A 12462-nucleotide genomic window follows, 5' to 3' on the forward strand; every position below is an offset into this window, starting at 1 on the left:
CTCAGCCCTTGTTCTTCAGGTGCCGCGTCTGGTCGTAGGTCGGCTGCGGCGGCAGGTCGGCCAGATGGCGCGTGTCGGCCCATTCGACGATCTCGATGTCGTCGGGCCGCGAGGGATCGGCGATGCGGATGCGGTTGAAGCCCGCGTTGGGAATGTCGCTGCGGCGCGGGCCGCTCAGGCTCAGGCCTTTGGCGGTGCGCCACACCATGTCGAGCACGCCTCCGTGGGTGACGACGATCAGGTGCCGGCCCCGGTGTTCCGAGGCGATGCCGCCCAGCGCCGCGATGATGCGCGCGTGGAACTCGCGCGCCGTCTCGCCCTCGGGCATGGCGTGGTCCTCGCGGAACTCCAGCCACTCTTCCCAGGCACGCGGATGCAGGCTCTGGATCTCCTCGGAGCGCATGCCCTCGACCACGCCGAAGAACTGCTCGCGCAGCGCCGCCGAGGTGACCACCGGCAGCGACAGCTGCTGCGCCCCGGGCGCCGCCGTCTGCTGCGCGCGCATGAGGTCGCTGCTGATGATGTGCTGCACCGCCGTCTCGCTGGCCAGCCTCAGTCCGATGCGGCGAGCCTGCTCGTGGCCGATGTCGTTGAGCGGAACGTCGGCATGCCCCTGGAAGCGGAGCTCGCGGTTCCAGGCGGTCTCGCCGTGGCGGATGAGGATCAGGTCGGTGGTGGTTTCGGGCTTGGGCGTTGGCATTGCCGCCCATTTTCCACCGTGCGCATGACGCTCAGGTATTCGCCCGCGCCGCCTGTTGCAGCACCGCCACCACGGTGTCGGCCACGGGCGCCGCGCCGAGTCGCATCGGCGACGGCGTGAGCAGCGCCAGCACCCAGGCGATCACCACGCCGCCGACGATGGCACAAACCACCACCACGGCGGTGTACGCAATGGCCTTGTCGGGCGGGCATTTCATGAGCACCGGCAGGCCGGTGTAGAGCAGGTAGATGCCGTAGAGGGCCGCCAGCGCGCCCAGCACCGACAGCGAAGGCAGCAGGCTGAAGACGCCGCCCACGAAGGCGGCCGTGCTCGCATAGGCCGAGAGCTTGAGCGCGCCGATCTGGCTCTTCGTGCCCTCGAAGGTGGGCGCCATCGCGTCGATGATGAGCGCGAGCACGAACACCATCACCAGCGACAGCACGTAGCCCACGACCATGTTCGCGAGCCCCGACGCCAGCGGCACGCGAAAGCTCACGCCGAAGGCGCCGATGCCGATCAGCGACAGGCCGATGAAGCTGGCCAGCGCCGGGATCAGCGCGAGGATCATCACGTAGTTCTTGTAGAGCGATGCGGCATCGGCCGGCTCTGCGTCGATCTCGGGCCAGGTGGCCTTCGGCTTGAGCAGGATGGCTTGGACTCGTTCGACAAGATTCATTGCGGGGTTCCTCTGCATTGCCTGCGAGTGTGCCGAGGCACGCGCGCGATGGCTGCTGGCCATGAGGCCTATGCCGCGACCTATGCCGCTGCGCCGCGGGCGGCAATCGCGCAGAATCCCTGCCCATGCCCAATCTGATCCTGCTGCCCGGCCTCGCCTGCGACGAGCGCATCTGGGAAGCCCAGCTGCCCGCCCTTCCCCCCGCCTTCGGCGCCCGCGTGAGCGACGTCCAGCGGCACAACGACACCATCGAGGGCATGGCCGCGGCCGTGCTGCGCGACAACGAGGGTCCGCTGGTGCTGTGCGGCGCCTCGATGGGCGGCATGGTCGCCATGGAAGCCGCCCGCCAGGCGCCGCAGCGCATCGCCGGCCTGGCGCTGCTGGGCACCAGCGCGCGGCCCGAGACGCCCGAGATGTTCACGCTGCGCGAAGGCGCCATCGAGTACTTCGAGCGCGGCGAGCTGCGCGACGTGATCGAGCCCAACGTCTACTTCGCCTTCCACCCCGCGCAGGCCGCCGACGAGGCGCTGGTGCAGCGCTACCTCGACATCGTGCTGGGCGCGGGCGCGCAGCAGCTCATCACCCAGAACCGCGCGGTCATGCGCCGGCCCGACGCACGGCTGCACCTCGCGTCGGTGCGCGCGCCGGTGCTGCTGATGTGCGGCAACGAGGACAAGCTCGCGCCCCCCGAATGCACGACCGAGATGGCGGCGCTGCTGCCGCAGGCCGAGGTGGTGTGGGTGCCCGACTGCGGCCACATGCTGACGATGGAGAAGCCCGGCATCGTCAACGCCGCGCTCAATCGCTGGCTCGCGAAGCACTTCCCCGCCTGAGCCCGGACGCCCGCGGCCGCTCAGTGCAGCTGGCCGCCCGTTTCGGCGATGTCCTTCTCCACCGCCAGCGAGGTGGTCACCGCGATGCGCAGCGCCTTGACCATGGTCTCCAGCGACATGCTCGGCGCCCCCGGAAACCGCGCCGCCTGCTCCGGCAGGTAGGGAATGTGGATGAAGCCCCCGCGCAGCCCCGCCACCGGCTGCGTCGCGATGCGGTGCATCAGCCCGTAGAAGATGTGGTTGCACACGAAAGTGCCCGCGCTGTTCGACACCGAGGCCGGCACGCCTGCCGCGCGCAGCTCGCGCACCATCGCCTTGATCGGCAGCGTCGAGAAGTACGCCGCGGGCCCACCCGGCACCACCGGCACGTCGATGGGTTCCCGGCCCTTGTTGTCGGCCGTACGCGCGTCGTCGATGTTGATGGCGATGCGCTCCGGCGTGAACTCCGCGCGCCCGCCGGCCTGGCCGATGCACAGCACCAGCTGCGGCTTGAGCTTGTCCATGGCCGCCAGCAAGGCGTCTATGGCATCGCCGAAGACGCAGGGCACCAGCCGGGCGTGCACCGTCGCGCGGCCGACCTTCCGGCCATCGAGCGCACGCACGGCGTCCCATGAAGGATTGAGCACCTCCTGCTCGAAAGGCTCGAAGCCGGTGAGCAGGACTTTGACGGCCTTGGCTGCCACGGCACGGCTCGCGCGTTCGGGCCGTCAGGCCATGGCCCCAACGGCTATGCCTTCCTGCTCCAGCCGCTCGCGGATGCGACGCGCGAAGGCCAGCGCATGGGCGCCGTCGCCGTGCAGGCAGACAGTCTGCGCATTGACGGGCACCACGCTGCCGTCGATGGCGGTCACGCGGCGGTCGCGCACCAGCGAGAGGGTCTGCGCGAGCGATTGCTCCTCGCTCTCGATCAGCGCGCCGGGCTGGCTGCGCGGAACGAGGCTGCCGTCGGGCATGTAGCCGCGGTCGGCGAACACTTCCTCCACGGGCTCCAGGCCGGCGCGGCGGGCCGCGTCGATCATGTTGCTGCCCGCGAGCCCGAAGAACCTGAGCGAAGGGTCGAAGCGGCGCACGGCCTCGCACAGCGCGTCGGCGAGTTCGGGCTCCTTCACGGCCTGGTTGTAGAGCTGGCCATGGGCCTTCACGTGCGAGAGCCTGCCGCCCTCGGCCTTCACGATGGCCGCGAGCGCGCCCACCTGGTAGAGCACGTTGGCGACGATCTCATCGGGCGGCAGGTGCATGGTGCTGCGGCCGAAGTTCTCGCGGTCGGGAAAGCTCGGGTGCGCGCCGATGGCCACGCCGTTGCGCATCGCCCAGCGCACGCACTGCTGCATGGTCTTCGCGTCGCCCGCGTGCCAGCCGCAGGCGATGTTGGCGGAACTCACCAGCGCGAGCAGCGCTTCGTCGTTACCGGCGCCTTCGCCGAGGTCGGCGTTGAGGTCGATCTGCATGGTGGGGCTTCCTTTCTTTCTCTCGGTTTCCGCCCAGTCTATGCCCCGACCGGCCAGCCCGCAGCCGCAAGCCCTTGCGCCACCTGCGAGAGGTAGCGCTGCTGGTCGGCCCATACGGCCAGCGCCTGCGGCTGGTCGACCTGCACGAGGCGCAGCCTGCCGTTGAGCGGCGCCTGCGCGAGCTTCCAGAGGTCGGCGCGGATGACCACGCCGATGCGCGGATAGCCGCCGGTGGTCTGCGCGTCGCCCATCAGGATGATCGGCTGGCCCGAAGGCGGCACCTGGATCGTGCCGGGGATCACGCCCGAGGAAAGCATGTCGCCGCTGCGCTTGCGCTTGAGCTCGGCGCCTTCAAGGCGGCTGCCCATGCGGTTGCTCTGCGGCGTGATGCGCCAGCGCTCGCCCCAGAGCTGCTCGCGCGCGGCCAGCGTGAACAGCTCGAACTCAGGGCCGGGCAGCACGCGCAGCGCGATGGCGCCGTCGCCTTCGGGCTGGCCCCAGTCGGGGCCGCGGATGCCGAAGGGCCGGCGTTCGCGTTGCGTGGCATCGAGCGTCGAAACGCCCGTCGGCAGCCGGTCGCCCTTGCGCAGCGCTCGGCCCTCGTGTCCGCCGAAGCCGGCCTTCAGGTCGGTGCTGCGCGAACCGAGGACCGGCGGCACGTCGATGCCGCCCGCCACCGCGAGCCAGCTGCGCACGCCGGGCTTCTTCGTGCCGCCGGCGTTGGCGCCTGCGAGCCTGAGCGTCTGCCCGGCAGCGACCGGCACGCTCCAAAAGGGCCACAGCGGCGCGCCGTCGAGGGTGGCGCCGAAGTCGTCGCCGGTGAATGCAATGCGCGTGTCGGCCTCGAACTGCAGCTCGCAGCCGCCCATGGTGAGCTCCAGCCCCGCCGCGCGATCGGCATTGCCCACCAGCCGGTTGGCCAGCGTGAGCGCGAGCACGTCGAGCGCGCCGCCCGGGCAGATGCCGAGCTTGCGATGGCCATGGCGGCCCAGGTCCTGGACAGAGGCGAGCACGCCGGGTCTGCGGATGGCGATCATGTCTGCACGCTCTCGGCGACGAAGCGCACGCGGTCGCCGGGACGCAGCAGCGTCGGCGGCTCGGCCGCGGGATCGAACAGCTCTAGCGGCGTGCGGCCGATCAGCTGCCAGCCGCCCGGCGACACCAGCGGATAGATGCCGGTCTGCTCGCCGCCGATGCCGACCGATCGCGCGGGCACCGCAAGACGCGGTTCGGCACGGCGCGGCGTGGCGAGTTCGGGCGGCAGTCCGCCCATGAAACTGAAGCCGGGCAGGAAGCCCAGCAGGTAGACGACGTACTCCGCGCCGGTATGGCGCCGCACCACCTCGGCCGGCGTGAGGCCGGTGTGCGCCGCGACATCGGCCAGGTCGGGTCCATGTTCGCCGCCATAGGCGACCGGGATCTCGACCAGCCGGCCGCTGACAGCGCCAGCGGACAGCTTCGGCCAGGCTTCGAGCACCTGCGCGGTCAGCGTGTCCAGATCGACGACCACAGGGTCGAAGGTGAGCGTCAGGTTGTTCATGCCCGGCAGCGTCTCGCCGACGCCGGGCCACTCCCGCGCATGCTCGGCCAGCGCCCAGATGCGCTGCTGCTGCGCCAGCGTGGCGGGTGCGGGGAGGTCGCACAGCAGTGCTGCATCGCCCAGCAGATGCAGGCGGGGCGGTGGGAAGCCGCTCATTGCGGCTTATTCACGTCCGAGGCTGCGGACCTTGGCCGCCAGTTGCTGCTCCACGTTCGGCGAGACGAACTTGTGGACCTCGCCGCCGAGCATCGCGATCTCGCGCACGAAGGTGCTGGAGATGAACTGGTACTTGTCGCTGGGAGTCAGGAAGACGGTCTCGACGTCGGGCATCAGCGAGCGGTTCATGCCGGCGAGTTGGAACTCGTAGTCGAAGTCGGTCACCGCGCGCAGGCCGCGCACCATGGCCTTGCCGCCGCGCGCGACGACGAAGTCGCGCAGGAGGCCCGAGAAGCTCTCGACGGAAACCTGGTCGCTGTAGGGCTTGACGGCCTCGCGGGCCATGTCCATGCGTTCGGACAGCGTGAACAGCGCCTTCTTGTGGTGGCCCGCCGCGACAGCGACGATCACCTTCGAAAAGAGCTGGGTGGCACGGCGCACCACGTCCTCGTGACCGAGGGTGATGGGGTCGAAAGTGCCGGGATAAACCGCGATGACGTTGCTGGCCATGGTTGCTTCTTCCTCATGCTGCCGGTGCGGCTTGTCCGGCGGATTATGCAGTCCCCTGCGCGGCGGGCCTCAGCAGATGTGCATGCACGGCGCCGGCCTTCAGGTAGCGGAACTCGGCGAGGCCCAGGGCCGCGAGCTCTTCGCCGTTCCAGCGGCGCGGCGCCTCCAGGTACACCGAGCCCTCGGGGCGCAGCGCACGCGCAGCGGCGCGAAGCGCGGGCTCGTAGAGCGCGAGGTTGTCGAAAGGCGGATCGAGGAAGACGACGTCGAGGCTGCCCGCGGGCACGCGTTCGAGCGCGGTGACGCCGTTGCCGCGCTCGACGCGAACGGCCTCGGCTTCTAGCCTGGTCTTGATCGCCTGCATCTGCGCGACGAGCGCGGCGTCCTGCTCGCACAGCAGCACGCTGGCCGCACCGCGCGAGGCCGCCTCGAAGCCCAGCGCACCGGTGCCCGCGAAGGCATCCACGCACTGCCAATGGGGAAGCTCGCCGCCACCGGCGCCGGCCAGGCTCGCGAGCCAGTTGAAGAGGGTCTCGCGCACGCGGTCGGGCGTGGGGCGCAGGCCGGGCTTGTCGGCCACGGCGAGGCGGGTGCGTTTCCATTCGCCGCCGATGATGCGCACCTCGCTGGGTTTGGAGGGGCGCTTCACCGCCGGCTTGGGCTTGCTGCCGGCTGGCGCGGATCGGGAGGCGGATGCGGCTTTCTTCTGGTGCTGGGGCATGCGGCGAGCTTAACGCCGCCAAATCCGCGGGACTCTCAAGCCCCTGCCAACGCGCGCCGCAGCAGCATTGCCGCCAGCACGAGCATGGTGCCGCCGATCAGCGCATCGAGCATTTGCCAGGCGCGGGGCCGGGCGAACACCGGTGCGAGCAGCCGCGCGCCGAAACCCAGCGAGGTGAACCACAGCACGCTCGCCATGGAAGCGCCGACCACGAACCAGAGCTTGAGCATGCCCGCGTACTGCGCGCCCGCGCTGCCCACGAGCAGCACCGTGTCGAGGTAGACGTGCGGATTCAACAGCGTGAAGCCGGCGGCCTGCGCCACCACCGCCGCGCGCGACAGCGACGAAGCGCCCTGCGCCGAGGCCTGCAGCGCCGCCGGCTGCCGCGAGCGCCACAGTGCCCTGAGTCCGTAGGCGCACAGGAAGGCTGCCCCCAACGCCGCAAGCACCGTGGCCAGCATCGGCCGCCCGTTCAGCGCCTGCGCCATGCCGGCCACGCCGGCGCTGATCAGCACCGCGTCGCCGGCCGCGCAGAACAGCACCACCGCACCTACGTGCTCGCGGCGCAGGCCCTGGCGCAGCACGTAGGCGTTCTGCGCACCGATGGCGACGATGAGGACCAGGCTCATGAAGAACCCGTTGGCGAGGGCGGTGGTGACTTGTACGGCTTGCATGCTTCGAGGATGCCGTCCGCATCGGATTAACTCAAACTAAACTTTCTTAAGCCGATTCAGTTTTTCTTCATTCTTCGAGGCCCATCCCATGCTCGACTACGCCGCCCTGAACGCCCTCGCCGCCGTGGTGCGCGAAGGCAGCTTCGAACGCGCCGCGCGCGCGTTGCACGTCACGCCCTCCGCGGTGTCGCAGCGCATCCGGCAGCTGGAGGAACGCACCGGCGGCGCGCTGCTGGTGCGCGGCCAGCCCTGCGTGGCGACCGAGGCCGGCCAGCAGCTGTGCCGGCACGTCGAGCGAGTGGGCATGCTGGAGCACGAGCTGCGCGACGCCCTGCCCGCCCTGGGCATGGGCGGCGACGAGGCCGGCGGCGAGCGCGTCACGATCCGCGTGGCGGTCAATGCCGACACGCTCGCGACCTGGTTCGTCGCCGCCGCGTCGGCCTTCGCCGCGCAGGAGCCGGGCGCGCTGCTCGATCTCACGGTGGACGACCAGGACCACACGGCGGAGCGGCTGCGCAGCGGCGCGGTGCTCGCGGCGGTGACGGCGCTGGCCCAGCCGGTGGCTGGCTGCAACAGCGAGGCGCTGGGCACCATGCACTACGTGGCGGCGGCCAGCCCGGAGTTCGTGCGCGAGCATTTCGCAAAAGGCGTAGGCGCCCGCACGCTGGCGGAAGCGCCGAGCCTGGTGTTCGATCGGAAGGACCGGCTGCAGGCGCGCTGGGTACGGCGCATCTGCCACCGCAATGTGGAGACGCCCAGGCACTGGATTCCCTCGCCCAATGCCTTCGTCGAGGCGGCCTGCTCGGGGATGGGCTGGGGCATGCACCCGGTCAGCATGGTGGCCGGGGCACTGAAGGAGGGAAGGCTGGTCGAGCTGGTGCCCGACTCGATGCTGCCCGTGCCGCTCTACTGGCAGCACGCGCGCGCAGCGCCGAAGCTGCTGGAGCGGCTCGGCGCCGCGGTGCGCGCGGCCGCTACGAGCGGCCCGCACGCACTCCAATAGGCTGCTACTGCTGCGCCTTGGCGGTCCTGGCGTCCTTGCCGCCCACCACCACCGTCACCATGCGCTCGGGCTGCAGCTTGCGCTGGAAGGCGGCCTTCACGTCGGCGGCCGTGACCGCGTTCATGCGCGCGGTCCAGGTGTCGAGGTAGTCCAGCGGCAGATCGTGCCAGGCGATGTTGGCGACGTTGCCGATCAGCTTGCGGTTGCTGTCCAGCAGCAGCGGGAAGCCGCCGATCAGGTTGTCCTTGGCGGCCTTCAGCTCGGCAGCGGTCGGGCCCTCGGCCACGAACTTCGCGAGCACCTCGCGCGACACCTTGACGGCCTCCTCGGCCTGGTCGGGCCGGGTCTGGAAGCCGACGCGGAACGCGCCCGCCTCGAGCCCCGGCGCGAAGCCGCTGTAGATGCTGTAGGTGAGGCCGCGCTTCTCGCGCACCTCGTTCATCAGGCGCGAGACGAAACCGCCGCCGCCCAGCACGTAGTTGCCCAGCGTGAGCGCGAAGTGGTCCGGGTCCTTGCGCGGATAGCCGGGCTGGCCGATGAGCACATGGGCCTGCGCCGAGTCGAAGGCGATGCGATCGTCCTTCGGCGCGGTCAGCGCGGCCACCGGCGTAATGGCCGGCAGCGGCGTGCAGGCCTCGGGGCCGGGCAGGCGCGACAGCAGCGTGTTCGCGATGCTCTCCGCCTCCGCGCGCGTGACGGCGCCGACGATGCTGAGCTTCGCGCGGCACGGCACGATGAGCTGCTGGTAGCGCTGGCGCATGGCGGCGGTGTCGATGCGCGCGAGCGTCTGCTCCGTCACTTCCTGGCCGTAGGGATGCACGCCGTAGACGTCGGCCGCGAAAGCGCGGCCGGCCACGGTGGCGGGCTTGGTGTTGGCTTCCTTGATGGCGGCGTTGATGCGCTCGCGCTCGCGCTGCCACACGTCGTCGGGGAAGGAGGGCTCGCCGATCTCGCGCGCGGCCAGCGCCACCGCCTTGTTCAGCAGCGCCGGATCGGACAGCGAGCGCAGCGAATAGCTGGTGCGGTCGGTGCCGGCGCTCACGTCGAAGCTAGCGCCCAGATCGGCCCAGGCTTCGCCCAGGGCGTTCTGGTCGAGCGCGGGCTCGCCGCTCTTGCCGGCGCGCACGCCCTTCTCGACCATGGTCGCGGTCACGCTGGCCAGGCCGGCCTGCGCGGCAGGGTCGCGGCGGCTGCCGGCGTCGAAGTCGAGCTGCGCATCGACGATCGGCAGCGCGTTGGTCGACACCAGGTAGATCCTGGCGCCATTGGCCAGCGTCCATTGCTGGATGGGCAGCGCGGCCTGCGCGCCGGTGATGCCCGCCACGGCGATGGCGCCGGCGAGCAGGGCGCGGCGCGCGGTCTTCATGAAAGTCTTCTGCATGGGAATGGTGACCTTTCAGCGCATTTCGCCCGCGGGGGCGGCGAACCCGCGGCCGCGCGGCTTGGACTCGGGCGGCAGGGGGCGCAGCGTGGCGACGGTGAGCTGGTCGTCGCCGAAGTACTTGGCGGCCACGGCCTGCACCTGGGCGGCCGTGACGGATTGCAGCCGCGCGACGATGCGCTCGCTGGCGTCCAGCGGCAGGCCCTGGATCCAGTTGCTGCCGAGTTCGCGCGCCTGGGCCATCACCGAGTCGCGCTTGTAGGTCTCGCTCGCCACCCACTGGGTCTTGACGCGGGCCAGTTCGGCTTCGCCCACGCCGTCCTTGGCGATGCGCGCGACCTGGGCGCGCAAAGCGGCTTCCACCACCTCGGCGCTCTTGCCGGCAGCCGGAACGCCGTCGAGCACGAAGAGCTGCGGGCCGCGGCCCACGAAGCCCGAATAGGCGCCGGCCGAATCTGCGACTCGGTCGGGGCCCTGGGTCAGCGCGCGATCAAGCCGAGCGCCGGAATAGCCGTCGAGCACGGCCGAGAGCACCACCAGCGCCCAGGCGTCGCTGTTCACGTCGTCGATATTGGCGAGCTGCGGCACGCGGAAGGCGAGCGACACGTAGGCCTGCTCGGCCGGCGCCTTCAGCTCGATGCGGCGGATGCCGCGCTGCGCCGGCTCGATGCGCGGCTTGCGTGCGGGCACCGCGCGCGCGGGAATGCGGCCGTAGTACTTCTCGGCCATGGCGCGCACCTGCGCCACGTCGACGTCGCCGGCCACCACCAGCACGGCGTTGGCGGGCACGTACCACTGCCTGAAGAAGGCGCGCGCGTCCTCGGGCGTCATGGCGTCGAGGTCGCTCATCCAGCCGACCACGGGGCGGTGGTAGGGAGAGGCGGTGAAGACGGCGGCGTTCTGCTGCTCGCCCAGCAGGGCCCGCGGCTGGTCTTCGGTGCGCAGGCGGCGCTCTTCCTTGACCACCTCGATCTCGCGCTTGAACTCGTCGTCGGGCCACTGGTTGTTGGCGAAGCGGTCCGATTCGAGCTTCATCACCTGCTCGAGGCTGCCGACCGGGATCTGCTGGTAGTAGCCGGTGTAGTCGCGGGTGGTGAAGGCGTTTTCCTGGCCGCCCAGGGCGGCCACGCGGCGCGAGAACTCGCCGGGCTTGATGTCCTTGGTGCCCTTGAACATCATGTGCTCGAGCGCATGGGCCACACCGGAGGTGCCGTCGACCTCGTCGATGGAGCCGACGCGAACCCAGACCATCTGCACTGCCGTGGGCGAGCGCCGGTCGGGCTGCACGATCAGCGTCATGCCGTTGGCGAGCGTGAATTGCTGGGGGCCGGGCGCCGCGGCTGCTGCGGCGGCGGAAGACGGATTGGACTGGGCCTGCGCAGGCATGGCCCACGGCGCCAGAAGCGCCATCGCCAGCACCGCACCAGACGCAGCACGGCGTGGCGGGAGGTGTTTCATAGAATGGCTCGGATTGTAAAAAGCTCCCGATGTTCAGTTTCTTCAAGAAAAAACCGCCTGCCGAGGCGACCGAAGCGCCGGCAGCCACCCCGCCGGCCCCGGCTGCGCCTGCCCCTGAACCCGCGCCCTCGCGCTCGGTGTTCTCGCCTTCGAGCTGGTTCGGCTCGAAGCCGGCGGCGGAAGAAACGCCTGCCCCGCCACCCGCGCCAGCGCCCGCCCCCGTTGCCGCTCCTGCACCAGCGCCCGCGCCAGTTCCAGCGCCGCCCCCCGCACCGGCTGCGTCGCCCGCCCCGGCCCCCGTTCCCGCTCCTCCAATCGCAGCTCCCGTTCCAGCGCCGGTCGCAGCCCCAGTTCCAGCGCCGGCCGCCGAGCCCGCCGCCATCGCCACCGAGCGCAAGGGCTGGTTCGACAAGCTCAAGACTGGCCTGCGCAAGACCGGCACCGGCATCCAGGCCGTGTTCGTCAACGCGAAGATCGATGAGGATCTGTACGAGGAACTCGAATCCGCCCTGCTGATGGCCGACACCGGCGTGAAGGCCACCGAATACCTGCTCGACGACCTGCGCGGGCGCGTCAAGCGCCAGATGGCTACCGACGCCTCGCAGGTCAAGGCGCTGCTGGCCGAGACCGTGGCCGACCTGCTGAAGCCGCTCGAAGAAGCCACTGGTCATCGGCCAGTTCACGCCCACCGTGATCATGGTGGCCGGCGTCAACGGCGCGGGCAAGACCACCTCCATCGGCAAGCTCACCAAGCACCTGGCCGACGAAGGCGCCTCGGTGCTGCTGGCGGCGGCCGACACCTTCCGGGCGGCGGCGCGCGAGCAACTGCTGGTCTGGGCCGACCGCAACACGGTCGAGATCGTGAGCCAGGAAGGCGGCGACCCGTCGGCCGTGAGCTTCGACGCGGTGAACGCCGGCAAGGCCCGCGGCAAGGACGTGGTGCTGGTCGACACGGCCGGCCGCCTGCCGACGCAGCTGCACCTGATGGACGAGCTCAAGAAGATCAAGCGCGTCGTCACCAAGGCCGACGGCACCGCGCCGCACGAGGTGCTGCTGGTGATCGACGGCAACACCGGCCAGAACGCGCTGGCGCAGGTCAAGGCCTTCGACGAGACGCTGGGCCTCACCGGCCTGGTCGTGACCAAGCTCGACGGCACGGCCAAGGGTGGCGTGCTGTGCGCCATCGCGCGGGAAAGGCCGATTCCGGTCTACTTCATCGGCGTGGGCGAGAAGCTGGAAGACCTGGAAACCTTCAACGCCCGCGAGTTCGCACAGGCGCTGCTCGGATAAGAAAGAAAAAAACGACCCCGGCTTGCGCCGGGGCCGCTCACTTTTTCTCTCTCCCCTACCTACTCCTGTCGC

13 protein-coding genes and 1 pseudogene are annotated in these 12462 nt (G+C 70.5%); 3 read left to right on the forward strand and 11 right to left on the reverse strand.

The window, feature by feature from the left end:
• Nucleotide 1: 1 nt before the first annotated feature.
• Complete coding sequence (locus ACHMXA_RS28795) at nucleotides 2-700, reverse strand: histidine phosphatase family protein (RefSeq protein ID WP_395317300.1); 699 nt, start codon at nucleotides 698-700, stop codon at nucleotides 2-4.
• A 31-nt stretch (nucleotides 701-731) separates the two neighbouring features.
• The gene (locus ACHMXA_RS28800) at nucleotides 732-1376 is read right to left on the reverse strand and encodes a Yip1 family protein (protein ID WP_395317301.1); all 645 of its coding nucleotides are present in this window, start codon (nucleotides 1374-1376) and stop codon (nucleotides 732-734) included.
• Between the two features lie 125 nt (nucleotides 1377-1501).
• Here ACHMXA_RS28800 and ACHMXA_RS28805 point away from each other — a divergent pair, with 125 nt between their 5' ends.
• The gene (locus ACHMXA_RS28805) at nucleotides 1502-2209 is read left to right on the forward strand and encodes an alpha/beta fold hydrolase (RefSeq protein ID WP_176663285.1); all 708 of its coding nucleotides are present in this window, start codon (nucleotides 1502-1504) and stop codon (nucleotides 2207-2209) included.
• 20 nt (nucleotides 2210-2229) lie between these two features.
• On the opposite strand, the gene pcp is transcribed toward ACHMXA_RS28805, so the two are convergent.
• Genes pcp through ACHMXA_RS28840 form a run of 7 tightly spaced genes read right to left on the reverse strand, consistent with a single transcriptional unit; the run spans nucleotide 2230 to nucleotide 7258 of the window.
• Nucleotides 2230-2892, reverse strand: coding sequence for a pyroglutamyl-peptidase I (gene pcp / locus ACHMXA_RS28810; protein WP_395317302.1), 663 nt, complete (start codon nucleotides 2890-2892; stop codon nucleotides 2230-2232).
• 24 nt (nucleotides 2893-2916) lie between these two features.
• Complete coding sequence (pxpA, locus tag ACHMXA_RS28815) at nucleotides 2917-3657, reverse strand: 5-oxoprolinase subunit PxpA (RefSeq protein ID WP_176663287.1); 741 nt, start codon at nucleotides 3655-3657, stop codon at nucleotides 2917-2919.
• 38 nt (nucleotides 3658-3695) lie between these two features.
• The gene (locus ACHMXA_RS28820; RefSeq protein ID WP_395317303.1) at nucleotides 3696-4694 is read right to left on the reverse strand and encodes a biotin-dependent carboxyltransferase family protein; all 999 of its coding nucleotides are present in this window, start codon (nucleotides 4692-4694) and stop codon (nucleotides 3696-3698) included.
• Nucleotides 4691-5353, reverse strand: coding sequence for a 5-oxoprolinase subunit PxpB (gene pxpB / locus ACHMXA_RS28825; protein WP_395317304.1), 663 nt, complete (start codon nucleotides 5351-5353; stop codon nucleotides 4691-4693). Before pxpB ends, ACHMXA_RS28820 begins: the two co-directional genes overlap by 4 nt.
• A 6-nt stretch (nucleotides 5354-5359) precedes the next feature.
• Complete coding sequence (gene coaD / locus ACHMXA_RS28830) at nucleotides 5360-5863, reverse strand: pantetheine-phosphate adenylyltransferase (protein ID WP_126025542.1); 504 nt, start codon at nucleotides 5861-5863, stop codon at nucleotides 5360-5362.
• 43 nt (nucleotides 5864-5906) lie between these two features.
• The gene (locus ACHMXA_RS28835; protein WP_395317305.1) at nucleotides 5907-6584 is read right to left on the reverse strand and encodes an RsmD family RNA methyltransferase; all 678 of its coding nucleotides are present in this window, start codon (nucleotides 6582-6584) and stop codon (nucleotides 5907-5909) included.
• Between the two features lie 35 nt (nucleotides 6585-6619).
• Nucleotides 6620-7258, reverse strand: a complete 639-nt coding sequence (locus tag ACHMXA_RS28840; protein ID WP_176663291.1) for a LysE/ArgO family amino acid transporter — start codon at nucleotides 7256-7258, stop codon at nucleotides 6620-6622.
• 88 nt (nucleotides 7259-7346) lie between these two features.
• Between ACHMXA_RS28840 and ACHMXA_RS28845 the strand changes: the two genes are divergently transcribed.
• Nucleotides 7347-8261 (forward strand): LysR family transcriptional regulator ArgP, encoded by a 915-nt coding sequence (locus tag ACHMXA_RS28845; protein ID WP_176663292.1) that lies wholly within the window; start codon nucleotides 7347-7349, stop codon nucleotides 8259-8261.
• Between the two features lie 4 nt (nucleotides 8262-8265).
• Here the strand turns inward: ACHMXA_RS28845 and ACHMXA_RS28850 are convergent, their stop codons facing one another.
• Nucleotides 8266-9642 (reverse strand): M16 family metallopeptidase, encoded by a 1377-nt coding sequence (locus ACHMXA_RS28850; RefSeq protein ID WP_395317306.1) that lies wholly within the window; start codon nucleotides 9640-9642, stop codon nucleotides 8266-8268.
• Between the two features lie 15 nt (nucleotides 9643-9657).
• The gene (locus tag ACHMXA_RS28855) at nucleotides 9658-11052 is read right to left on the reverse strand and encodes a M16 family metallopeptidase (protein ID WP_395321405.1); all 1395 of its coding nucleotides are present in this window, start codon (nucleotides 11050-11052) and stop codon (nucleotides 9658-9660) included.
• A gap of 77 nt (nucleotides 11053-11129) precedes the next feature.
• Between ACHMXA_RS28855 and ftsY the strand changes: the two are divergent.
• Nucleotides 11130-12390 (forward strand): annotated as a pseudogene (gene ftsY, locus ACHMXA_RS28860) (signal recognition particle-docking protein FtsY).
• Nucleotides 12391-12462: the final 72 nt, after the last annotated feature.

This window comes from Variovorax sp. UC74_104 (assembly GCF_044055375.1).
GTDB lineage: Bacteria > Pseudomonadota > Gammaproteobacteria > Burkholderiales > Burkholderiaceae_C > Variovorax.